The organism is Pedobacter sp. KH_004, assembly GCF_057840755.1.
On the sequence record NZ_CM174519.1, the window covers coordinates 5211802 to 5236014 of the forward strand.

The 24213-nt window shown below is 37.7% G+C and carries 23 protein-coding genes; 10 read left to right on the forward strand and 13 right to left on the reverse strand.

Annotation, left to right across the window (positions count from 1 at the left end):
- Positions 1 to 217: 217 nt before the first annotated feature.
- The 3 genes from thrC to thrA form a co-directional block, all read right to left on the reverse strand.
- Complete coding sequence (gene thrC, locus AC3ITD_RS22480) at positions 218 to 1543, reverse strand: threonine synthase (protein WP_489362876.1); 1326 nt, start codon at positions 1541 to 1543, stop codon at positions 218 to 220.
- 72 nt (positions 1544 to 1615) lie between these two features.
- A complete protein-coding gene (locus AC3ITD_RS22485) occupies positions 1616 to 2545 on the reverse strand; it encodes a homoserine kinase (protein ID WP_489362877.1) in 930 nt (309 codons plus the stop codon).
- An 88-nt stretch (positions 2546 to 2633) separates the two neighbouring features.
- Positions 2634 to 5081: a bifunctional aspartate kinase/homoserine dehydrogenase I gene (gene thrA / locus AC3ITD_RS22490; RefSeq protein WP_265799404.1), complete on the reverse strand. Its 2448-nt coding sequence runs from the start codon at positions 5079 to 5081 to the stop codon at positions 2634 to 2636.
- A 775-nt stretch (positions 5082 to 5856) separates the two neighbouring features.
- On the opposite strand from thrA, the gene AC3ITD_RS22495 reads away from it, so the two are divergent.
- Positions 5857 to 6192: a TonB-dependent receptor plug domain-containing protein gene (locus AC3ITD_RS22495; protein WP_489362878.1), complete on the forward strand. Its 336-nt coding sequence runs from the start codon at positions 5857 to 5859 to the stop codon at positions 6190 to 6192.
- 1 nt (position 6193) lies between these two features.
- Here AC3ITD_RS22495 and AC3ITD_RS22500 read toward each other — a convergent pair whose 3' ends face one another.
- A complete protein-coding gene (locus AC3ITD_RS22500) occupies positions 6194 to 6724 on the reverse strand; it encodes a GyrI-like domain-containing protein (protein WP_265799402.1) in 531 nt (176 codons plus the stop codon).
- A 117-nt stretch (positions 6725 to 6841) separates the two neighbouring features.
- Between AC3ITD_RS22500 and rsgA the strand changes: the two genes are divergently transcribed.
- Both rsgA and AC3ITD_RS22510 read left to right on the forward strand, forming a co-directional pair.
- Positions 6842 to 7762: a ribosome small subunit-dependent GTPase A gene (gene rsgA / locus AC3ITD_RS22505; protein ID WP_489362879.1), complete on the forward strand. Its 921-nt coding sequence runs from the start codon at positions 6842 to 6844 to the stop codon at positions 7760 to 7762.
- A gap of 56 nt (positions 7763 to 7818) precedes the next feature.
- Positions 7819 to 8772, forward strand: a complete 954-nt coding sequence (locus tag AC3ITD_RS22510) for a Smr/MutS family protein (protein ID WP_489362880.1) — start codon at positions 7819 to 7821, stop codon at positions 8770 to 8772.
- A gap of 46 nt (positions 8773 to 8818) precedes the next feature.
- Here the strand turns inward: AC3ITD_RS22510 and AC3ITD_RS22515 are convergent, their stop codons facing one another.
- The 3 genes from AC3ITD_RS22515 to AC3ITD_RS22525 all read right to left on the reverse strand — a co-directional run bounded on the left by AC3ITD_RS22515 (position 8819) and on the right by AC3ITD_RS22525 (position 10810).
- A complete protein-coding gene (locus tag AC3ITD_RS22515; protein ID WP_489362881.1) occupies positions 8819 to 9685 on the reverse strand; it encodes a carbohydrate kinase family protein in 867 nt (288 codons plus the stop codon).
- A gap of 175 nt (positions 9686 to 9860) precedes the next feature.
- Positions 9861 to 10142, reverse strand: a complete 282-nt coding sequence (locus AC3ITD_RS22520; RefSeq protein WP_489362882.1) for a hypothetical protein — start codon at positions 10140 to 10142, stop codon at positions 9861 to 9863.
- Positions 10142 to 10810 (reverse strand): suppressor of fused domain protein, encoded by a 669-nt coding sequence (locus AC3ITD_RS22525; RefSeq protein WP_489362883.1) that lies wholly within the window; start codon positions 10808 to 10810, stop codon positions 10142 to 10144. Before AC3ITD_RS22525 ends, AC3ITD_RS22520 begins: the two co-directional genes overlap by 1 nt.
- Before the next feature lie 173 nt (positions 10811 to 10983).
- Between AC3ITD_RS22525 and AC3ITD_RS22530 the strand changes: the two genes are divergently transcribed.
- Together AC3ITD_RS22530 and AC3ITD_RS22535 are read left to right on the forward strand one after the other, a co-directional pair.
- Positions 10984 to 11412, forward strand: a complete 429-nt coding sequence (locus AC3ITD_RS22530; RefSeq protein ID WP_489362884.1) for a YybH family protein — start codon at positions 10984 to 10986, stop codon at positions 11410 to 11412.
- A gap of 2 nt (positions 11413 to 11414) precedes the next feature.
- On the forward strand, positions 11415 to 11954 hold the full coding sequence (locus AC3ITD_RS22535; RefSeq protein WP_489362885.1) for a hypothetical protein: 540 nt from the start codon (positions 11415 to 11417) through the stop codon (positions 11952 to 11954).
- Here AC3ITD_RS22535 and AC3ITD_RS22540 read toward each other — a convergent pair.
- The 6 genes from AC3ITD_RS22540 to hemW form a co-directional block, all read right to left on the reverse strand.
- Entirely contained in the window at positions 11932 to 13200 is a 1269-nt protein-coding gene (locus tag AC3ITD_RS22540; protein ID WP_489362886.1) for a DUF5690 family protein, read from the reverse strand. The genes AC3ITD_RS22535 and AC3ITD_RS22540 overlap by 23 nt on opposite strands.
- A gap of 81 nt (positions 13201 to 13281) precedes the next feature.
- Positions 13282 to 13896 carry a sugar O-acetyltransferase gene (locus AC3ITD_RS22545; protein WP_265799393.1) on the reverse strand — a complete coding sequence of 205 codons (615 nt, stop codon included), beginning with the start codon at positions 13894 to 13896 and terminating at the stop codon, positions 13282 to 13284.
- A 175-nt stretch (positions 13897 to 14071) separates the two neighbouring features.
- Entirely contained in the window at positions 14072 to 14953 is an 882-nt protein-coding gene (locus tag AC3ITD_RS22550; RefSeq protein WP_489362887.1) for a cupin-like domain-containing protein, read from the reverse strand.
- 131 nt (positions 14954 to 15084) lie between these two features.
- Positions 15085 to 15870: a DUF3050 domain-containing protein gene (locus tag AC3ITD_RS22555; RefSeq protein WP_489362888.1), complete on the reverse strand. Its 786-nt coding sequence runs from the start codon at positions 15868 to 15870 to the stop codon at positions 15085 to 15087.
- Between the two features lie 514 nt (positions 15871 to 16384).
- Positions 16385 to 17167, reverse strand: a complete 783-nt coding sequence (locus tag AC3ITD_RS22560) for an SDR family oxidoreductase (protein ID WP_489362889.1) — start codon at positions 17165 to 17167, stop codon at positions 16385 to 16387.
- An 80-nt stretch (positions 17168 to 17247) separates the two neighbouring features.
- Positions 17248 to 18375 carry a radical SAM family heme chaperone HemW gene (gene hemW / locus AC3ITD_RS22565; protein WP_489366733.1) on the reverse strand — a complete coding sequence of 376 codons (1128 nt, stop codon included), beginning with the start codon at positions 18373 to 18375 and terminating at the stop codon, positions 17248 to 17250.
- A 97-nt stretch (positions 18376 to 18472) separates the two neighbouring features.
- On the opposite strand from hemW, the gene AC3ITD_RS22570 reads away from it, so the two are divergent.
- The 5 genes from AC3ITD_RS22570 to porM all read left to right on the forward strand — a co-directional run bounded on the left by AC3ITD_RS22570 (position 18473) and on the right by porM (position 24212).
- Entirely contained in the window at positions 18473 to 19450 is a 978-nt protein-coding gene (locus tag AC3ITD_RS22570) for a DUF4271 domain-containing protein (RefSeq protein ID WP_265799389.1), read from the forward strand.
- 14 nt (positions 19451 to 19464) lie between these two features.
- Positions 19465 to 20235: a uroporphyrinogen-III synthase gene (locus AC3ITD_RS22575; protein WP_265799388.1), complete on the forward strand. Its 771-nt coding sequence runs from the start codon at positions 19465 to 19467 to the stop codon at positions 20233 to 20235.
- Positions 20236 to 20455: 220 nt separating this feature from the next.
- Positions 20456 to 21781 (forward strand): T9SS ring complex lipoprotein PorK/GldK, encoded by a 1326-nt coding sequence (gene porK / locus AC3ITD_RS22580; protein WP_489362890.1) that lies wholly within the window; start codon positions 20456 to 20458, stop codon positions 21779 to 21781.
- A gap of 45 nt (positions 21782 to 21826) precedes the next feature.
- The gene (gene porL, locus AC3ITD_RS22585) at positions 21827 to 22636 is read left to right on the forward strand and encodes a type IX secretion system motor protein PorL/GldL (protein WP_489362891.1); all 810 of its coding nucleotides are present in this window, start codon (positions 21827 to 21829) and stop codon (positions 22634 to 22636) included.
- 43 nt (positions 22637 to 22679) lie between these two features.
- The gene (porM, locus tag AC3ITD_RS22590; RefSeq protein WP_265799385.1) at positions 22680 to 24212 is read left to right on the forward strand and encodes a type IX secretion system motor protein PorM/GldM; all 1533 of its coding nucleotides are present in this window, start codon (positions 22680 to 22682) and stop codon (positions 24210 to 24212) included.
- Position 24213: the final 1 nt, after the last annotated feature.

A 24213-nucleotide genomic window follows, 5' to 3' on the forward strand; every position in this document is an offset into this window, starting at 1 on the left:
ATCTTTTTTTACCCTGCAAAATTCCATTTGCTTTATTTACTTTAGACTTCATTTTTTGCTCGAAACTCGAGAAGCAAAGCTTATTAATGCAAAAGTTCCAAACTAGGCATGAATTAAATCAGCCATCGATGTTATTTTAAGTAAATTTCAGTTGGCCGAGTAACCTAATTAACTTGGGTTTATTCGAGAGATTTATTTCAACTCCTATAATGCTGATTTACAATCTAGATTCTTCATGGCTTTTCAACAAATAATTTTTAAAAGCTTCAAAATCTACACCTAGTTTATCTGCATATCGAGGCAGGCTTTCTAATACATTAACCTGCTCGGGAATTTCAATTTTTGCTGCAATATCTAAAGGGAAAATATCCGGGAACTTACAAGCATGAGCGGTTGATAAAAAGATTGCTGCGCTCTCATCTTCCGGATTTTCCTGCCTGTATTTTTCAATTGCAAGATAAGCAATCGCTGTATGCGGACAGGCAACATAATCAAATTTTGAGTCGATTTCTTTGATTCCAGCAAGCGTTTCTTCATCATTAAACCGATACGATGTAACCACCTTTTTCAAGGCATTTACATCTTCGCCAAATAAATCCATGATGCGAACCCAGTTACTTGGCGCACCGACATCCATCGCATTTGAATAAGTTTGAGTAGACGGTTTCGTTTCGTAAATACCTGATTCCAGGAAGCGTGGAACAGTGTCGTTTATGTTAGTAGCAGCAATAAATTGCTTAACCGGCAAACCTAGTTTAAAGGCCAATAAACCTGCCCCGATATTGCCAAAATTTCCACTCGGAACGGAAAATATTAAATCATTTAACCCTTGTTTTTTTAGCTGTGCGTAAGTGTTAAAATAATAAAACGTTTGCGGAATTAACCTCGAGATATTTATCGAATTGGCTGATGTTAGACGGAAATTTGCATTCAACTCTTCATCTGCAAAAGCTTGTTTAACTAAAGCCTGGCAATCATCAAAAGTGCCTTTTACCTCAACTGCTCTAATGTTTTGTCCGTTGGTGGTTAATTGCAATTCCTGTATCGGACTTACTTTCCCCTCGGGATAAAGAATAGTTACGCGGGTGTTGGGTACACCTAAAAAACCTAAAGCAACTGCACCACCGGTATCTCCGGAAGTAGCAACTAAAACGTCTAAAAGTTGCTCGCCATCCTTTAAGAAATAAGCCATCACCCTGCTCATGAAGCGGGCGCCAAAATCTTTAAAAGCTAAGGATGGTCCGTGGAAAAGTTCAAGTACAAAGGTTTTTTGGTCTAGTTTTACCGCTGGTGCTTCAAAGTTAATGGCATCTTCAATCAAAGCTTTTAAATCTTCCGCAGGGATTTCATCTTTTAATAAAGTTGAAGCTACTTTATAAGCAATCTCTGGCAAAGCATACTGTTCGATGTTAGCTAAAAAGTCTGCATCCAATTGAGGGATTTCCAAAGGCATATACAAACCTTTATCTTGAGGCATGCTGTTAAAAACGGCTTCTTTGAAAGAAACACGTAAATCTTTATTGTTGGTTGAGTATAGTTTCATGGTTTAAGTTTTAGGTTCTAATTTTTACGTTATAAGTTCGCACAGGCTAACTTTTCAGTAAAAAATTATTACTTAAATTACTCTAGGTCCTTCGGCATTAACCGAAGAAACATAAGCTTTGCTGTTGATATTTATTTTATGTAAATGTTGTTGCTGTGCTTTTGTTATTCTTTTGGCAGTTTCTTCATCTTTTGCTAAAGCAAAAACCGATGGGCCTGAGCCTGAAATTCCGAAACCGATAGCGCCGTTTTCCATGGCTATTGCTCTCATTTCTTCAAAACCTGGAATTAAAATCGATCGGGTTGGTTCTACCAAAACATCTTTCATGCTGCGGCCAATTAAGTCAAAATCATTCATAAATAAGCCACTAACCAAACCAGCAACATTGCCCCATTGGGTAACCGCATCTTTCAACAATACTTTGCTGCGAATCATTTGACGGGCATCTTTTGTGGGTACATCCACCTCAGGATAAACAATCGCTGCATACATCCCTGCAGGAGTAGGTAATGAAATTACATCCAAAGGATGGTAACTTCTAACTAATACAAACCCACCAAGAATGGCTGGTGCAACATTATCGGCATGGCCATAACCACAAGCTAGTTCTTCGCCTTTCATGGCAAAAGGAACAAGTTCTTTAGGCGTTAGTAAATCGCCCATCAATTTATTTATGGCGAATAAACCTGCAACGGTACTTGCCGAGCTTGAACCTAATCCGCTACCAATTGGCATCTTCTTATGTAGCTCGATTTCGACGCCTACATCTACCCGATTGATGTGTTGCAAATAATGCTGAACACTTGCACTAACCGTGTTTTTAGTCGAATCCAAAGGCAACCGACCATCATCGCCAGTAATTCTTTTGATTACCACACCGGGTATATCTTTTAGACGCATTTCAACTTCATCGCCGGGTTCATTAACAGCAAAACCCAAAACATCGAAGCCACATACTACGTTTGCAACGGTTGCAGGTGCGAAAACTTTTATTTCTTTCATAATTTGAATAATGATGAAGGAGCTAAAATTATAGGCCTAGACTCCAACTCATTTATATTTATATATTTTGTTTTTGATTTATCGCTGTCTAATTGCTTCCAACATTTATAATATCTGCAAAAACACCTGCCGCGGTAACCTCTGCTCCTGCACCAGGGCCTTTAACCACTAGTGGGCGAGATTTGTATCGATCTGTCGTAAATGAAATGATGTTATCACTCCCCGAAAGCATATAAAAAGGATGACTGTCATCAACCATTTGCAAACTGATTTCTACATTTCCATCTTCGAGTTTACCAATGTAGCGCAACACTTTCTTATCGTTTGCAGCTTTAGTTTTCAAATCTTCAAAGTAGGATGCATTTTTTTGTAGTTCAACATAGAAATCTTCTACAGAAGTTGCCTTTAAACAAGATTCTGGTAAAATGTTATCAATTTTAACATCAGCTGCTTCTAATGGATAGCCTGCATCACGAGCCAGGATTAACATTTTGCGCATGAAATCTTTTCCGTTCAAATCATCACGTGGATCGGGTTCGGTATAACCCAATTCCTGCGCTTCTTTAACCGTTTCATAAAATCCGGCATCTCCTTTAAAGTTGTTAAAGATGTAAGAAATTGTTCCAGATAAAATTGCCTCGATACGAGCAACTTTATCGCCGCTCATCATCAACTCTCTTAAAGTACGGATGATTGGCAAGCCTGCACCAACATTGGTTTCGTAGTAGAAATCAACACCAAATTTTCGGGCAGTATCTTTGAACGATTTGTATTGAGCAAAGTCTGCTGAATTTCCCTTTTTATTGCAAGTAACAACAGAAATACTGTTTTCAAAAATGCCCTGATAATATTCAATCGGCGATTCTGCTGCGGTATTATCCACAAAAACGCAGTTGGGTAAGTTTAATGCTTTCATGCGTTCTACAAAACCCGCTAAGTCTGCCTGCTCACCATTTGTATCCAAGTTACTTTCCCAATTTTCAAGTGATAAACCATCGGCATTGAAAATCATCTTGCGGGTATTGCTAATTCCGGCAACCTTAACTTGCAAATCATTGTTTGCGGCTAAGAATGGCATTTGCTCTTTCAGCTGGTTGAACAAGGTTTTACCAATGTTTCCTGTTCCCAAACAGAAGATGTTTAATGTGCGTTTTAAGTCGGTAAAGAAAGCATCGTGAACGGCATTTACCGCTTTTGATAAATCAGCTGCGCTGATAATTACTGAGATATTGTATTCGGATGAACCCTGGGCAATTGCTCTAACATTAATTCCGTTTCTACCCAATGCGTTAAACAACCTTCCGCTCATGCCAGGCGTACGTTTCATATTCTCGCCAACAATGGCCAAAACGGCTAGATTGTTTTCAACCTCTGGTAGAGCCAGTTTGTTGGCATCGAGCTCCAGTTCAAATTCTTTTTTAATTAAAGCAATCGCCTGACCCGCATCAGTGGGCTTAACCGCAAAAGTAATGCTGTGCTCTGATGAAGATTGCGTAATCAGCACAACGTTAATCTGCTCGCGAGATAATAAAGAAAATAATCTTCCGCTGAAACCTGCTTTGCCTACCATGCCGCTACCGGTAAGATTGATAATGCTGATATGGTCGATAGATGAAATGCCTTTTATCGGCAGGGTTGACGCTTTAACATCACTTTTGATATAGGTTCCAGAGAAATCAGGCTCAAATGTATTCTTGATTACCAGCGGAATTTTCTTCATGAAAGCCGGAATCATTGTTGGTGGGTAAATTACCTTGGCTCCGAAATAACTCAATTCCATTGCTTCCGTATAACTCAACTCAGGTAATGAAAAAGCCTTTTTCACAATACGTGGATCGGCAGTCATCATCCCGTTTACGTCAGTCCAAATTTCAATTTCTTCAGCATTTAAAGCAGCACCCCAAACTGCTGCGGTATAATCAGAACCGCCACGACCTAAAGTAGTTACTCTGCCGGTCGCATTGCTGGCAATGAAACCCGTAACAAACAATATCTTATTTTTATTGGCTAGGTAGAAATCATTAATCAACATTCCAGTCAGCTCGGTATCAACCTTTGCTTGTCCGAAATTGCTATCGGTTTTTATAAATTCCGAACCATTTACATACAAAGCTTCAGCAAATTGCTGTGAGGCGATGTGTGCAATCATGAAAGAAGAGCAACGTTCACCATAACTTAAAATCTGGTCTTTGGTTTGCAAACTCAATTCGCGAAGGTTGGTTACGGCCTGCAATAGATCTTCCAGCTCGTTAAAGAAGATTTTCAAACGCGTAAACACGGGGTTTTGGGCCGCTGCCGGTAAAAGCGAACGAATCACTGCAAAGTGTTTGGCCTCAATTTCTTTTAAACCAGTGTCATAATCTTCGCCACGTTCGGCTTTTTCGGCCATATCGGTTAGCAAATTGGTTACGCCACTCATTGCCGATAATACAACTACCGGATTGCTCTGTAATTTTTCTTTGGCTACTATGCTCAGTAACGTTTTGATGTTCTCGGCCGAACCTACGGATGTGCCGCCGAATTTTAATACTTTCATTAGTTTTTAGTTTTAATGAACCTTGCACGCTTGCTTGTTAATTAGTTTGTGCAGTTTTCAATGGTTTTGGTTTAAAAAAAAAGCGCCCCGATTTGTGTCGGGACGCTTTCTGTGTTTTATGTTAATTCAACTTACAACAAATTAGCCCCGCTGGTTTATCCCGGTGGTAATAATAATGGTTGTAATAATTGAAGTATTGAAAATCATTTCTGTTGGTGTATTTTGTACACCGTAAAGTAGCAGATTATTTTTCTTAATTGCAAACAATTTTGAAATTTATTTGAAAAACTTTTAATAAAACGTTTAATCAAATGAAATAGCGGCATTTTTTGAACCGAAAACTAAAATAGAAATCGTTATTTCGAAGATGATCGACGCAAGAATCTTAATGCTCTGGGTTTTCATCTCCCCTCCTTATTATAAGGAGGGGTGCCCGCAGGGCGGGGTGGTTAATAAATGATTATTTTATTTTGTTGAAAAAGCAGATTCAGTAATTCTTATGCTAAAGCAATCCTGCCATTCGCTACAATCTTTTTTGCGGATTCCTCTGCCTTTCCCATTTCCGCCATTGCGAGGAGGAACGACGTGGCAATCTATTTAGTCAATGCAACAAAATTTCCGCTGCTGTCAGGTTTAGCTAAGCTAGTTTAAGGTACTATTTGAGTTTGTTGCTGGTATGTTTTAAAAAATCGTGATGTAGAATGTTCGAGCGCTATACTGCCTTTACTATTTTATGGAATTTCCATCCAGTAAGAATCATCATTAAAACATCTTTATGAAATCTCTTTTCTTTATTCTGCTATGCACAGCTTTTAGTTTCAATGCTTATTCACAAACTCAACCAACAATAAGATTAAGGTGTTCTTCAACGATTTCGGATAATCCTCCGCTTTGGGTAGTTGTCTTTAAAAAGAAGAGTTATATTTTAAATGATCCCTCTTCAACAATGATAAACCCGAATACAATTGAAAAGGTAGAAGTGTTAAAAGATGCGGCTGCTACTGCGATCTATGGTGTCAGGGCAGCAAATGGTGTTATTGTGGTAACTATAAAGAATGCAGACTCAAGAAGGGAATTTAATCGCTTAAAACCCTATCTTAAAAAAGGCTAATCTAACTCCTCACCCCAATATAAATCTCTACTTCCGAATCTGACCCCTGCTGAGATTTTTCTCCGTAAACTTCAAAGTCGGCATTGTAGGTTCTATATAAAGCAATGTCGTTTGCCCATATTTCCTGCCACGTATCTACAACAGCATGTGGCATTTCTCCCTTTGCTTTGTATTTAATGAGCCTCTCATTTTTAATTTCTCTACCCACAAAACCATCTGGAATGTTATCTAATGTGCTTACCTGTTGCCCGATAATCGTGGTGTATCTGCCAGTGTAGTCGCTTTCATAATCGGTGTAAATGGCATAAATATCTTCATTTTCTTTATTGGGAATTTTCGAAGCTGTTTCTTCAGCGAAAAATCTTTGCCACAGTTTTCCTAAATCTGCTGCTGCCTGATTGTTTTGATTGCTGGTTTCTGTTGAGATGCCAATAATTTTGAAGTTTTCCATTTGTAGGTTTTTGGCGAAGTTAATATTTAAAATCTTAAAGATATCCGTCATTTCGAGCGCAGCAGAGAATTCCTGTATCATAAAGAACGTTATGGTTAAAAGATTTCTCGACTTTGCTATGCTATGGTCGAAATGATGAGCTACAAGTAATTTTTCCCACCCACATCTTCCATCCTTTTCATACCTTTGTTTTCAACTATGCAGGGCTTAATTATTAAATCTACGGGAAGTTGGTATAGCGTTTTGGCTGATACTGGCAAGCGTTACGACTGTCGTATTATTGGTAAATTCAGGATTAAAGGAATTAAAACTACCAATCCAATTGCTGTGGGCGATCGGGTGAAATTCGACCTGGAGAAAGACAGTAATCAAGGCTTAATAAACGAGTTGCTGCCTCGAAAAAATTACATTATCCGCAAATCGATTAACTTAAGCAAGCAGGCGCAAATTCTGGCTGCAAATTTGGATATGGCCATTTTGCTGGTTACACTTGCTTCACCGAGAACATCATTGGGCTTTATTGATCGGTTTTTGGTTACCGCTGAGGCCTACGATGTACCTGCCGTTTTGGTATTCAACAAGCTTGATTTATTTAGTAAAGAGGGTCTGGAAATATTACAGGAATTCAAAAGTATTTATGAAAATATTGGTTATCCCTGTTATGAAGTTTCGGCTTTAAAAGGGATCAATATTCCAGTTATTCAGGAGTTAATTACAAATAAAATTACCTTAATTTCCGGGCATTCCGGCGTCGGTAAATCCAGTTTAATAAATGCTTTGCTGCCTGATAGAGATTTGAAAACAGGGGAGGTATCAGATTGGAGCGATAAAGGTCAGCATACCACAACTTTTGCTGAGATGTTCGAATTACCACAAGGTGGTTTTATTGTAGATACGCCAGGAATTAGAGAATTGGGTGTAATTGATATTGAAAAAGAGGAGTTAGGTCATTTTTTTAGGGAGATTTTTAAAACTTCACACCAATGTAGGTTCAATAACTGTCGCCATATAAATGAACCTGGATGTGCCGTAATCGAAGCGGTGAATGAGGGTGGTATTGCTGTGTCACGTTATGAAAGCTATTTAAGTATTTACCATAATAACGATACAAGGCATTAAAGAAAAGCTTAAAGACTAGATTCATGTACTTTGTGTCTTTGCTGTAAAAATAAGTTATGAAATTTAAATTAGGAGATTTTGTTCGTTTTGTTGATGAAAAACGGGAGGGTTATGTAACCAGAATTATCGATGCACAAACTTTGGGAGTTACCGATGAGGATGGTTTTGAAATTCCGGTTGCCGTAAGCAATTTAACTTCGGTGCACGGGCATGGTGTAGTTGCAGAAGAAATCGATGCGCCCAAACCCATTCAGGTAAACGTTCCATCGATAAGCAAAATTGAAAATGGAATTTATGTCGCCGTTGCTACAGATAATAAAGCCGGTAATGTGGTTCATTTTTATCTTCAAAACCAATCACCTAATGTGTTGTTGGTGAGTCTAACCTCAGAGAAGAAAGAGAAATACTCAGGCTTATTTCATGGTGTGATTGAATCTTATCAATCAAGTTTGATTTATTCGGCATCATTAGCAGATTTGGATATCTGGCCCGAATTTACTTTTCAGATTTTGGTTTTTAGCAAAGCTGATATTAAACCGACTGATCCTTTGGTGATTCGCAAAAAATTCAGGGCAAAGGATTTTTCGACCGAACAAAAAGAACTGCCACAATCTAATCTCAAAGGTTGGTTAATCCGTTTGGATGATCTGGTACCTATTATTATCGATGCACAAAAGCTGAAAGAAAGTTTCTTCAAATCGCCTGCTGAAAAACGGACTGTTGATGCTCCTGCAAGAGAAATAGATCTTCATATTGAGAAATTAAGAGACGATCACCATTTTTTAGAGGCTGATGAAATTCTCCAAATTCAGCTGAATCATTTTCAAAATGCTTTAGATGCTGCAGTAGTGCATCACTTTGACAAAATGGTTTTCATACATGGTTCAGGAAACGGAACGTTGAGAGATAAAATTCATAAACTAATTAGTAAAAATCCTCATATTAAAACCTACATGGATGCTCGAAAAGAAAAGTTCGGTTATGGAGCTACGGAGGTTGTATTTAAATAAATGCCTTCTTTAGAGGAGGATATTAATGAATTAAAACATTAGCATTCTAATGAAAAACTTCTTCTCCATAATCAGGGTTTGCTCCAGCTTGTGAAGCCACGAAACTGCCAACCTTGCAAGCTCTATCCAAAACTGTGTCAATGGGGTAGCCCTTTAAGTAGCTGGCAATAAAAGTGGCCAAGAAAGAGTCACCTGCCCCAACGGTATCGGCCACTTCCACCCGGTAGCCTTTATGTTGGTAAAGTTTGTTTTCCTGTAATACATATGCACCCTTTTCGCCAACGGTCAAGCAAATCATGTTGATGTTGAAAGTGTTGCTCAATTGTTTTAGCAATTGTTCATCTGTATTGCCGGTTAATCCGAGTTCGTTTTTCAAATAAAATAATTCGTGCTCGTTTACTTTTAAAATATCGGCTACAGAAAGTAGCACCTTTAAAGTTTCTATGGTGTAAAATGGTGGGCGAAGATTGATATCAAATACTTTAAGCTTGGCTTCCTTTAATAAAGATAAAATGGTGTTTCGGCTGCTTTCATTTCTACAAGTCAAACTGCAATACACAAAGGCGTCAGCGTTTTTCACAGCAGCAACATTTTCTTCAGTAAGTTGAATCGCATCCCAGGCAACTGGTGCCACAATAGTATAAGTAGCCTGATGCTGCGCATCTAATTGAACTTCTACTGTACTTGTTGGTAAGTTGTTTGTTTGGATGAGGTGAATTGGGAAATGATTTGAGGATAAAAAGGTTAAAAGTTCTTTTCCGTTTTCATCATCGCCAATGGCGCTAATAAATTGGCTCTTTATACCCTGTTTGTGCAAGTTAAGCGCCACATTCATACTAGATCCACCTGCCTTTTTTCCTTCGGGAAAAACATCCCACAATATTTCGCCAATGGCTACAACTTTTTTTGTCATGATAAATTTTATGTTTTGCAAGGTAGCAATTTTCAGGTCTGTTAATTGTCGGTTATATTTACTTCTATCAACGCTATTCCATTTCCAGATTTAATAAATGTAGTGTATTTCAGCTTTTTGCGATGTTATCCGGATAAAGATTGAAGTTTCGGTTCTGCTGCTCTTATTTGTTACGTTAAACATTGGCTTTTTTCTTGAACCTATCTATAAAAGTAAAGATGAGCCAGCTACTTGCTAAAGCGAATGTTACATCGGCTAAAAACGCAAAAAAATTAAAATTTGTACTGGTTCTTCCTTCTTTTGTTATCACATCATAGCCACTTACTTTGGTATAAAAGTTTAGTGGAAATCCATATTGGTCTGCACCATCAGCATTGTAATTTAGGCTTGCAGTTGCCCAATTAATGATGACGAACAGTAATATTCCTCCCGATAATATTTTATAGATTGCTTTCATTAATCTAATAAGTTTCCTCTTTGGTTACTAAAAACTTCTTTCTCATCTTTTTCAATCAAACGATCTAGCAAAGCATTGTAGCCATTTGCAATTTTATAGTCCAGTTCATTCTTGTACAATGGGAAAATAGACAAAATGTTTATTACTTCGTTATCTACTTTTATCTCGGTAAATTCTTCGTCGAACGTTACCGAGGGTAGAACAACCAAACCAACATAATCAGTTTCTTGGTCATAAGGTTCCATATCTGAAGTGGCTTGTAAGGTATGGCCAATGGTTAACCAGGTATCATAATGGTGCGGAAAACGAGCAGTTTCTTTTAACATGCCCAAAATCCAATCGTTCTCGTTTTCACTTGGAAAAACCTTTCCAAACTCAATTTCTTTTGGTAGCAGAATCATGAGCTCGGCGAACTTGTATTGCTCAGGATTTTCTACACGCTCCGGCACGGTCATTTCCAGCAAACTCATCCCAGAAGTTAATAAAATGTTAAAGCTGTGCTTCTCAGAATTGATAAAGTAGACATCCAGATGAAAATCGGGTGATACCATTTCATGGAAAACCGTGATTTCTTCGGATGTATAAAAATTATCAAGGTGATTGGCGATCGCTTCTGGGTGGTTATCAAAAAAAGTTAGGTCGCGAAACTTCTCGTAAAAGTCATTCATAGGTTTACTTTGTTTTGGTACTCGAAATTAATTGAAAACAGGTCACAAATCTTATTCCATGATTAAAATACGATATTATTTAAATTTAAAAGCTTTTTAGTATTTTAGTTGAGGATGTATTTCTACATTCATACCTAACGGAAATTAATGGTCCCAAAAAAATTAAAATTAATATGATGAAATCAATTTTTGCAATACTCTTTTGCCTGATTACTTTTTCTGCTGCAGCACAAACATCAGCAGATAAAAAAGCTATTCTTGACGTGCTTGAAAAGCAAAGATTAGCCTGGAACAAAGGCGACCTGGAAACATTTATGCAGGGTTATGTTAAAAGTGATAGTTTACTTTTTGTAGGCAAAAGCGGACCCACTTATGGTTGGCAGAAAACGTTGGATAATTACAAAAAAACTTATTCAGGAGAAGCTGGAATGGGCCAATTGACTTTCGGGATTAAGAAAATCGATTTCTTAAATAACGATGTGGCTTTCGTTTTGGGTAGCTGGCATTTAAAACGCGAAAATGACGAACCACAAGGCTATTATACTTTACTTTTTAAAAAGACTGAGGGTGTTTGGAAAATAATAGTAGACCATAGCTCTTAAAAATGAAAACAACTCTTCTCTTGGCGTTGGCTCTGATACTGCTGCTAACAGCTTGCAATTATTCATCCACAAAAAAGAAAGAATTTGTTTTATACCGTAAAGGAGGTTGGAGTTTCAGTTTACCTAAATATTGGAAGGTTAAAAAGGACCGCCCTATTGAAGGCGTTCCAAATAGCCGGTTTATTTCTGCGAGCGATGACGAGCCCTTTTCTAAAGACGCTTACCTCATCATAACCGCAATTGATTCGGTAAGTGTAGAAAAGAACCTGGAAAATCTGATCAAACAATCAAGAGCAAGTTACCATAAAAGAAAGATTGAATTTGGGATGCTAAACGAACCAAAGGAAATTATGGTTGGGAAGCAAAAGGTTTTAAGGGCTGATTTTGAAACAAAGGTAATTACAAATCGAAATAAGGGAAGTTTTAGCGTCTTCAATTGGAAAGGCAAAACCTTTTCATTTGTATTCAGTGTTGATGTTAAAGATAAAAAGGAGAATTTCAATGTGGTTGATTCGGTAATCAAATCTTTGAATGTGAAATAAATTTCCTCGAAAAATACAGGAGTGAGTAAACAGTAAGCAGGCAGCCAATGATAGATAAAATGATTACGCTGTTAGAAAAAAATGTTACCCAGTTTAATTTTACTTTAAATATTTCTTTACTCAATAAAACGCCAATACTCCCTACATAACCAAACGAATCGGCGATGTAAATTAAAAAACCTACGTTGCTGACGTACTTAAATGTTGATATTAACCGATCGAAAAATACTGCGTTAAATGGGATGTAAACCATGTAGAGCCCAAGGCCAACCAAAGTCATCCACCAAATGGGTTGGAGTAGATTTGCTTTAAAAAGTAGTGTACATGTACCCGCTAAAATAAATCCCGCTAGGATAAAATAATGGGCTGTTTTAAGGGCTGTAAAATTATTTTTAATCAGCACCATGCTGCCAATTAATAGCAAAACAATTAATGTAATTGGTGTTTCTGTTTTGGCAAAAATGGCGGGTTGGTTCGCAAAACCCATTTCATTCCACATTTCGGCACTAAAATTATCTCTGATATCTCTAAAAATTGTGGCGAAGCAATAAATAATTACACAGGCAACCAAGCCAGCAAAAAATTCTTTTACAAACAGCTTTCTGTCCTGCTCAGTCATTGGTATTCTATCGGCTCTGTCTTTGATGTCTTCATCATTGGGTGGAGGTATTTTCTCCATTAAGAAAACGAAAATCAAAAGCGGAACCATGAAGACTAAGCCAGCATAAAATGGTATCCAAAATTCAGTTAAATTAAAGGTTATACTTAACCATGAGCCAACCGATTTTACAAATCCTGAAGCAAAAATGAAGCTTACGGCTAAAGTTGCACCAATGAAATCGGTGCTTCGTCTGCCTTCTACGTAGGAGAATACAACGCCCCAAAGCATGCCGAGCGGAAAGCCGTTAATGAAAAGAAAAACGATGTTATAGGGTACGGGAACGAGGGCAAATAATAGCCAGCTTAACCACGCTATGGTTGTTAGGACGATAATAATTTTTCCTCGGCCTGTGCGTTTAAGTTCGGAAATATATTTAATGCCATAAAATTTGGCGAGTAAATAGCCAAGCATTTGGCAAATTACTAAAATGGTTTTGTAGCTATATCCAGCTATGGTTAATCCGTCAAAAGTAGCGACTGTAAATGTCTTTCTGAAGCCAAAAATCATCGTATAAGCCAGGAAAACTACCGCAGCAGCATATAAACCTGTTTTAATTTGACTTTTGAACGTAAAGCTTTTGGGCATATCTTCTGAAAATTACCTTAGCGGAAATATAGCTGTAAAAATCCATAAAGCCACAGTCACTCTCTATATTTAGCTAGTGGATTACAACTCTAACTTGAAATCCTTGTAGTAAAAATCTTTGTCTGCATCAGTGAGGTGGCGGATTACCCTGCAAGGATTTCCTGCTGCAAAAACATGGTCCGGAATATCTCTCGTAACAATACTGCCCGAACCGATCACCACATTTGAACCAATTTTTACTCCTGGGTTGATTACCACGTTTCCTCCGATCCAAACGCTGTTGCCAATCGTCACTTCTTGCGCCCATTCATATTCCTGATCGCGTAGGTGTGCATGTATCGGGTGGCCGGCGGTGTAAATGGATACATTTGGGGCAATGAAAACGCTATTGCCAATGCTCACTTTTGCGCAGTCTAAAATAGTTAAATTGAAGTTAGCATAAAAATTATCGCCAATTTCGATATTGTAACCATAATCGCAGCGAAAAGGAGGCTCTACGTAAAACATCTTCTCCGTTTTACCGAATAATCTTTTAAGCAACTCTTTTCGTTGTTTAATAAATTTTGGAGCGAGGTTATTAAACTCATAAACAATTTCACGGGCTTTGAGTCTTTCTTGCGATAATTCTTTCCCTCCGGCTTGGTAGGCTTTGCCAGCCAGCATTTTCTGTTTTTCGGTAAGTATTTCGTGTTCCATTAATATTCTGATATTCGTTTATTTAATAAAGATTATGCAATGCTTTCATCTTTCTTTCTCGCGAAAATGAAGATTTTGCGAAAGCAGAAACAAAAAAAAACGGGACTATCGTTTCCTATGCCCCGATTTATTCGCTTTTTTTGAATCCTCAATCAAAGACCCTTTAGATTTATATTTATCTCGGATTACCGTTTCTCATTGCTTTTTCGGCAATTTTAACAGCTTTCTTTTCTCTCCAATGTGCATATTTTTCCTTAAAAGTCATTTTAATCAAGCTATCAATGGCGCCATGGGTAAATAAACTCCAAACACTTGCTACTTTACGCGTAACAGATTGATCCCAGGCACGTAAACTTAAAGAGAATGAGCCATCAAGGTATTTCATCCAATGCCACATTCCAGTTGGCATAAATAAGGTATCTCCATGTTCTAAAAACACTTCGTAGCCTTCCACGCCTTTTAAAGCAGGAAACTTTTCGAAATCTGGATTAGCTACATCATAATCTTCCAAAGCATAAGTGGCATTTGGAAGACAATACAATCTATCTTTCCATTTATTGTCGAAAAGTACAATATGTTTTCTTCCACCAAAATGAGTATGAAAAATGTGCGGTAAATCGATGTCGTAATGTAAAAATGTTACTGAATTGGAGCCGCCAAAAAACATGGCAGGCATACTTTCAATAAAGCCACCCATTAAATCCTTTGGTATTTTTACATCGTTAATTAAGCTTGGCACTTTCTTAAATAAATTGAAGAAAAATATTCTCAATTCAGTGGGTTCGCGTTTAATTAAATCCAAATAATCGCCGAATTTCATGTGTGCTGTAGCTGCATTAATTGGTTTAGAAGGATCTGCTTTTGAGTTGTCGTACAAAGGCACTTCCAAGTCGCCACCAATCTCTTTTAAATATTCAGTTGTCCATTTTTCTCTAGCTGGCCAATCTTTTGTTAAGCCCCTAATTACCAATGGTTTTTTTGTTTTCAAATAATTTTTTTTGAAATCTTCGGGAGAAATATTCTCGACGATATCTACAGGTTTTAATATGAAACTCATGCGTTTTAAATCGGTTATTTGTTGCCGAACAACAAATGTGTAAATTTTATTTTACAAATAATATATCTCTAATCAAATGTGACGCAATTTACTTAATTCAGAATTAGCATTAGCTTGATGTTTTGTTAACGCTAAGCCAAAACTTTTCTGCCCACAATTTCTGCATAAGCGGCATCCCATAAATCAATTCTTTTTTGCAGGGCTTCTATCGTTGCCTCTTCTGCTTCTGCCCAAAAACTTTCGTCTTTTTCGCAAAGTTTTTCTGTCATAGCTAATGCTAAGTGACTATGATGATCTCCATCAACTTCGATGTGGCGTTCTAGATAATATTTAAAAGTTGAAACCTGATCTGGTTGCTTGCTATTCAAATCGTTAACCATATTAAAGAACATATTTGGGATTAGATCTTCACGGCCAAAAGTAAAACTAGCTGCCTGCAGGTGGGCTTTTCCACTCTTTATTGTCTTAAACGTCGAATCAACAAACGCTCTTGCTGAAGGCGGAACTTGAGCTAACTCAAAAGCCATGTCGAAATCACGACCTTTCTGTAAAGACAACAGAAATTGATTGATGGGCTTAACATTTGCGCCGCATTGAACCATCGCTTCCAGGTATAGCTCGAAATGACTTTTAATTTCTCCATCTGCACCTACATCACTTTCTTCACCGGCAACTATTTCGTTGATCAGTTGCCTGGTAAGGGCATCTCCAACAGGAAACCAAGGTAGAGTTGTACACGTTAAATTTATTTGTAATGCTTTAAGCAGCGACATAAAATCCCAAACTGCATAAATGTGGTGTTCCATAAATGTCTGCAGATCTTCAAGATCACTTATTGAGGAATAAACTTTGTGATTAATAATTTGCTGCCTCAAAGGCGCTATATTATTTTGTATTTTTAGAATATTGGGATGCATGTTCAGTTGTATAATGCCAAGTCTATTTCTATTTGCGGCTAGCTTTTAGTTATTAGGCCAAAGTTAATGACTTAGTAGGTTCAATCTGTATAATCAACAAAACTTGAAACGCTGTTGACATAAAAGTGACGCGATGATTGAGATATATAAGAATAGATAGAGACTTAACGAACTTAACTGAAAACGAAGCCAAGAGAAAGGACAGCTTCTTAATTTGTGTTGCCATTCGAAATGGATAAGATATAACATGATTTCATCACACAAGAAAAAACAAGGTTAACTCCGCCATAAATCTTTCAATCGATGGCGGAATTAGGTCTGTTTGGGTTGTATTATCCGCTGATTCTGAGGGAAAGTGCAGTTCATCACTTTCCAGCTAAATGCTTAGTCCAATTTATGATTTAAATAGTTCGGTCGCATTTGGTGATTTCACTTTAAGTATATTTTCAAGTAATAACTGAAGTACTTATACCTGAAAATAGCCTTGATCACTATCAAATGATATTGCTATTTATTAGATTACGGTCGCTGTACGGACTTTTTTGGAGAAAACCTTTGGAAAGAAACGTTTCAGCCAAACCGCTTTCGTTTCTTTTCCTCCAATGTAAACCTCTTCTTTTTTTGTCTGAATAGCTTTTATCATCTGTTTGGCGCATTCGGCTGGAGACATGGCTTTATCATGTGCATCACCCATGATGTTCAATGATTTCCCATCGCCTGTTAAGGCATTATAAGTTACATTCGTTTTAATAAATCCGGGACAAATGATAGTAACATCTATGTTTTGGTCAAACACTTCTGATCGAAGAGAATCAAAATAGCCATGTAAAGCATGTTTGGAAGCGGAATACGCTGACCTTAACTTCGTTCCGAATTTTCCAACCAGACTGCTGACCACAACGATTTGGCCGCCGCCGTTTGCTATCATTGTTGGTAAAACTGCCTTGCTTAAAACAACAGTTCCCCAAAAATTGGTGTTCATAATTTGATGCTCAGTTTTTATGTCGGTTTCCAAAGCCAGGCTCCGCTGACTTACACCCCCGCTATTGATGAGTAAATCAATTTTGCCAAAAATTTTAATGGCATCTTTCGCCTTGCTATCTAATTCTGAAGTTTCGCTTAAGTCGAAAGGTAAAACATGTACATTAAATGAATTTTGGCAGTTTCCCTTTACTCGAAACAACTCATCACGGTTGCGACCCGAAATGATCAGTTTATCTCCAGCTTTAAAATACTCGTAAACCAAGGCTTCTCCAATTCCTGAAGATGCACCTGTTATCCAAACAATTTTCGACATACTATTTTAATTATTGAATGAGTGGGGGATTGAATAAAATATAAAATTCACTCCTTCAAAATTCAAACATTCACTATTTTCTATTCTATTATAAACAACTCCGATGCAATATGATCTGCAAATAACTTTCCTTGTTCGCTCAACTTTACTTTATCCCCATCGTAGGTAAGCCAGTCCTTATCATTTAAACCTAAAATATTGTGCTTGGTTTGTTCCAGAAAATCCTTTCCAAAATCATCCTTTATTTTTTGCAAGTCCGTTCCCCACATTGTTCTTAATGATGTCATGATATATTCGTTGAATCTGTCATTCACGCTAAGCAGCTCTATAACTTCTGGCAGTTTATTGCTTTCAATTGTCTCCAGGTAAAGTGCATTGTTTGCCGGATTCATATACCTGTTTTGTCCATCAAAACCATGTGCCGATGGGCCAATACCAATATAATTTACGCCCTTCCAGTAATTGGTATTATGAACGGCATAACGATCTGGCTTAGCAAAATTTGATATTTCATAGTGATCGAAGCCCGAAGCCAGTAACTTTTCCATCAAAATTACAAACTGGGCAGCACTTTGGCCATCGCTCACTGGAGTTTGCTGCTTGTTTTTTATGGCATGGGCCAAAGCTGTTCTCGGCTCAACAGTTAAAGCGTAGGCAGAAAGGTGTGGCACAGCTAACTCAATTGCTCTGTTAATATTGCTTAACCACTTTGCATCTGTTAAAAGCGGATAACCATAAATTAGATCGAGAGTCAAATTTTCAAAACCAGCATCCTGACTTCTCTTTATACAATTTTCGGCTTCATCAGCATTATGCGCCCGGTTCATCCAGATTAAATCTTCATTGTAAAAAGATTGTACCCCAACGCTAAACCGGTTAACAGGTAGCTGTTTTAACTCCTTTAATTTTTGAGAAGTTAAATCATCAGGGTTGGTTTCAATGGTAATTTCAGCATCGGTATCAACAGAAAAAGTATGGTTAATGGTATCAAATATTTTCTGCAAAGCGGCTTGCGATAATATGGAAGGTGTTCCACCTCCAAAATAAATGCTTCCAACTTGCCCCGAAATCCTATCCCTTTTCATTTTGATTTCCTTGCAAATGGATTCAACCATTTCATCGGCATATTTTAATGAGGTACTGAAATGAAAATCGCAATAGTGGCAAGCTTTTTTACAGAAAGGAATATGAATATAGATACCGGACATTGACCACAAAGATACAGCATATTCCATATCCATTTATTTTCTTTAGGTAAACAATGATTAATCGATTACTTTTGCTTTCTTAATTTTTATTTGCAGCATGCCAAAGTTCATTGTCGTTTTATTCGCTTTTTTGTTGTCATCCAACTTCTTGGTCGCACAGCAGATTTCCGCGAATACCGATTCAACAGCGGTGGTGAAATATCAATTCAGGAGATACCGTTTGGATTCGGCTGCACTTGCCCGGCAAAAATTTGTTACCGACTCCATTGTTAAACATACCTGGGTGCTGCCCGATAGTTTATTAGACAAAACCATCCTTCTAGATAGTGTTGAAAAGGATTTTCTCTTCCCATCACTCGATATAATTGCCTGGCAGAAAAAATATGCACACCTTAAGCGAAAAGCAAATCCATACCAACTGGGCTCGCAAATTCCAAAAGGTAACGTAGGCTTACTTGGTTTTATATTTGCGATGCTGGTGATTTTTGCGATTTTGAAAAACGCCTTTTCTAAACAGCTCTCGGCAATTGTACAATCATTTTTTAGTAACCGGATTTTAAATAATATCAACAAAGAAGATAACCTTTTCAGTTCATGGCCATTTCTGCTTTTATTTGTTCAGTTTGGTTTCGTTTTTGGAATGTTTTTCTTTTTGGTTGCCCAGTGGAGAGATATGTATCAAGCGAAGGATGGATTTAAGTTTTTCTTCACGATTTCGATCACGATTATACTGTTCTATGCCTTAAAATTAGTCGTGTTAAGGTTTTTGGGATTTTTATTTAATGTTCAAAAACCCGTAGGTGAGTACATCTCCATATTGTATCTTAGTTACTTTAACGCCTCCCTGCTCTTTATCCCTTTAGTGGTATCGTTTGCTTTATCACCTTTAAAATATGGAGAAGTATATATCATATTGGCGGTCTTATTGTTAGGGGTAATTTTTGCGTTTCAATTGCTTAGGGCTGGGGTTACTATACTTTCTAACAATAAGTTTTCCAAAATGCATTTATTTTTGTACTTTTGCGCCCTCGAAATATGTCCTATTTTAATACTAATTAAAACGATAGGATTGTAGCAGGAAAAAGGAAAATGCAAGAAAAGAACGACTCCAGAATTCGCAAAGTGAAAAGTATTTTGGTTACTTTACCAAAACCTGAAACAGAAAAATCTCCTTACTACGATTTGGCCAAAAAGCACAATTTAAAGGTTGACTTTAGGTCGTTCATTCATGTTGAAGGAGTGCCAGCAAGAGACTTTAGAAAAGACAAAATTAACCTAGCCGATTTTACGGCTGTTATTTTTACCAGTAGGAATGCTGCCGATCATTTTTTCAGAATTTGTGAAGAAATGCGTTATGATGTTCCTGCAGAATTGAAATATTTTTGCTTGTCTGAAACCATCGCCTTGTATCTTCAGAAATACATTCAGTACAGAAAGCGTAAGATTTTCTTTGGTAAACAAACCGCTGCAGATTTGGCTGAAGTGCTAAAAAAACACGCGAACGAAAAGTTTTTATACCCTTGTTCTGATGTAGCAACAGAAGATACCATGAAGTTTTTGGAAAAGACTGGTTATAATTTTACACCTGCTGTGCTCTTTAGAACCGTAGTTAGTGATTTATCTGATCTTGCCGAAGTTTTTTATGATGTAATTGCCTTTTTCAGCCCATCTAGTATTCAATCGCTATTCAAAAATTTCCCTGATTTTAAACAGAATAATACCCGTATTGCTGCCTTTGGCGTAAATACAAGTAAAGCGTGTACTGATATGGATCTGACTGTTGATATTGCAGCGCCAACCCCAGGTGTTCCCTCAATGACAATGGCCATTGAAAATTATATTAAAGTATCTAATAAATAATACACTCGACAATCTATTCTTATTCAACACAATAAAAGCGTAACTTTGCTGTTATAACAGGGTTACGCTTTTATTTGTAACAAACAATTAGGCAAACAGGGTTTAACTAGCCCAATTTGTTTTAAACAAACGATTTAACTTAAAATATTTGCAATTGTTGATTATTTCGATGATTTTTGATAAAATTGCTCCTAATCGTGCTTGGCACATTATAAAAAATATGAAGAAAATCTACCTTCTAGCTATTGCGGGTATAACTGTTTTGCTAGCAAGTTGTGGCCATGGGGGTCAGGGCGAGCTAGTGGGGGCTTATAACCGGAAATTCAAAAACAACAGAATCCCTTTGGGTATGGTTTACATCCCCCCAGGGCATACACCACTCGGCGGATCCGATGAAGATATTACTTTCTCGCAGAATGGTCCTAGTAGGATGACTACTATTCCTGCCTTTTTTATGGATCAAACTGAAATTTCAAACGCTGAGTATCGTCAGTTTACCAATTGGGTTAGAGATTCGATTGCAATTGCCATGATGGGTAATCCACAGCAGTTTATGATTACTTCAAAAGGAAACGCAGCTAATGCACTCGGTGGTGAAAAATACATCGATTGGAAAAAAGTAGGCAACAATGGTGTAAATATTTGGCGGAACAAAGGGAAAGGTGCCAGTGGTGCTCAAGTTAGTCAATTGGACGGCATGTACTATTCAGGATTAGATGCCTTACCAGGAAAAAAGGAAATAGATGTACGCAAATTGGAGTATTCGTATGCGGAGCTTAACATGGATAAAGCGGCTTTAGGACATAAAAATCCGAATAGCAAACGTCAGGATTATATAGATCGTTATACCATTGCTATCTATCCTGATACAATGGTTTGGAAAACAGATTACTCATACTCGATGAATGATCCAATGGTTCGTGCTTACTATAGCCACCCTTCTTATGATGACTATCCTGTGGTGGGAGTAAGTTGGGAGCAGGCAAAAGCATTCGGTCAGTGGAGAACAAGATTATATGATGGTGTTGCGCAGGCAAGGAGAATGCCTGTAGGCTCGCGATCTGATTACAGATTACCAGCGGAAACCGAGTTTGAATATGCAGCCAGAGGTGGTAATACCAAAACAAAATATCCTTGGGGAGGCCCATACATCAGAAATACAAAAGGGTGCTTACAAGCTAACTTTAAGCCTGGCCGCGGAGATTATTCTAGCGATGGTGGTATTTATACGGTTGGTGTAAGATCATACTTTCCTAACGATTACGGTTTGTATAACATGGCCGGGAACGTCTCTGAGTGGACAATTACTGCTTATAATAAAGGTGCAGCCCCATTATTACATGATTTAAGTCCAAACTTTACTTACGATGCAAATGCTGGAGATAGCAAGTATAAAAAACGTAAAATCATTAAAGGTGGCTCTTGGAAGGATACAGGATATTTCCTTCAAAATGCAGTTTCAACATATGAATATCAGGATACACAAAGATCATATATTGGCTTTAGATGCGTTTCCTCTTACCCAGGAACTGATTTAAGAAATTAAAAAACAAACCAAACAACTAAAAACTAAGAAAAACATCAAAATTTTATGGCAGCAAAGAAACAACCAGGCTGGTTACACGTAGCAATTTCATGGGGAGCAAGTATCGTAATTGTAGGAGCATTATTTAAAATTCTTCACATTGGCGGTATCGTGGGTAACTATATGATTGGTATAGGTCTAGGCGTAGAAGCAATATTATTCTTTCTAACAGGGTTTTTCCCACCAGAACCAGAACCAGCATGGGAGAGGGTTTATCCAGAATTAAGAGAAGATTTTAAAGGTGAATTGCCAACAGCTTCTGCAAGATCGGTTGCGGCACCTGTTTCAGCAGGAAATACAGCAGCATTCGATAAAATGTTATCAGACGCTAAAATTGGACCGGAATTGATAGAGAGTTTAGGTTCTGGTTTGCGCACATTTGGTGATAAAGTTGCAACGATTTCAAATGTTGCTGATGCATCAACTGCTACAAACGAATTTACAAGCAAAGTAAAAACAGCGTCTGCTGGTTTTGATAATTTAAGCGCATCTTTTGAAAAAGCCACAGCTAACTTAAAAGCAATGGGTGAGAGCAATGTGGATTCTCAAGCTTATCACGATCAGGTTAACAACTTGGCTAAAAACTTATCTGCTTTAAATGCAGTGTATGAATTGGAACTACAGGATTCAAGCGCACATTTAAAATCGATGAATAAATTCTATTCGAACTTATCTTTAACTATGCAAAACTTTAACGAATCGATGGAAGATTCGAAACAGTTTAAAGAAGAAGTGAATAAGTTAGCGAAGAACCTGGCATCGCTTAATTCGATTTATGGCAATATGTTATCGGCTATGAATGGCCCACGTGTATAAATTATCTAGTTTTTAATTTTTTAAAAAAAAAGCTACATAACACATGGCAGGAGGAAAAGAAACAACAAGGCAGCGGATGATCAATATCATGTATTTGGTATTGTTGGCTATGCTTGCCTTAAACGTATCAGATACAATTTTAGATGCATTCAAAAATATAAACGATAGTTTGGATACCTCTAAAAACAATGTAAACACCAGTATCAATCAGCTATTTTCTGCTTTCGAAAATTCGAAACTGAAAGAAGAGCCGGCTCGTGCACAACCGATTTACGAGAAGGCTAAACAAGCACAGGCAGCTGCAGATAATCTGAATAACTACATTGAGAGTTTAAAGAAAGAATTTACTACAGCTGGAGATGGTATAGATCCCGAAACTGATGATTTGGTAAACAGATCTAATCAGGATATTGCTCAGAATATCATGATCAACCAAAAGAAAGCTGATGAATTAAAGAAAAGAATTAACGCTACGCGTGAGAAGCTGATTTCCTTACTAGATCCAGCTGATAGAGCAACTGTTGCTTTTTCACTAGAGGCCAAAGATCCGGTTAGAAAGAGAAAAGGCAACTGGCAAGAAACTTACTTTGGTGAGGGAACACCGTTAACAGCTGCGATGACCATTTTGACAAAACTGCAAACAGATACTAAAAATGCCGAGGCAGAGGTAGTTAAAAAGTTATTCGGAAATATGGATAAAGCTCAGGTTAACTTAGATCAGTTTGCAGCCGTAGCAGTAGCACCCACATCTTATGTTATTCAAGGACAGCCTTATACCGCTGAGGTATTCTTGACAGCTAGTGATTCAAGATCAACTCCTGATATTACCGTCAACGGGAATAAATTATCCATTAAAGAAGGTAAAGGAACTTACACGGGTGGTACAAGCAGCGTTGGTGAATTTACTTGGGTAGGTACTATTCGTGTTCGCCAAACTGATGGACAAGTTAAGGAATACAAAACGCAGCCTCAAAAATATCAGGTAGCAAAGCCATCTGCTACCGTTTCATCTACAAAGATGAATGTAATTTATGCTGGTATTCCAAACCCATTCACGGTTTCTGCTGCCGGTTTTCCGTTAGAAAGTGTTCGTGCTTCTATATCGGCCGGATCAATGTCTGGTTCAAATGGAAACTACAGTGTAAACGTTTCTGGGGGACAGGTGGGGAGCGAAGTTTCTATAAACGTAAGTGCAAGCAATGCTGGTAAAACAGTGAGTTTAGGCGCACAGAAATTTAGAGTAAAAGCAATTCCAAAGCCAGTAGCTAAAGTTGGTGGAAGAGCTGGTGGTGACATCGCTTCTGTTCAATTGAAAAGTGAATCAGAAATCGAAGCAGATCTTGATGATTTCCCTTTCGATGTAAAGTTCAGAATTCAACGTTATAAATTAACGGTTATAAAACCACGTTCAGACGCGGTTACTATTTCTGGTAGTGGTGGTAATTTTGCTGGCGCTGTCAAAGCGGCAATTAATTCTGTAACCCCAGGTACCAGAGTATTTTTTGAAGATATCGTTTCTGTTGGTCCTGATGGCCGCCAGAATGTTTTACCTTCATTAGCATTCAGTGTTAAATAAG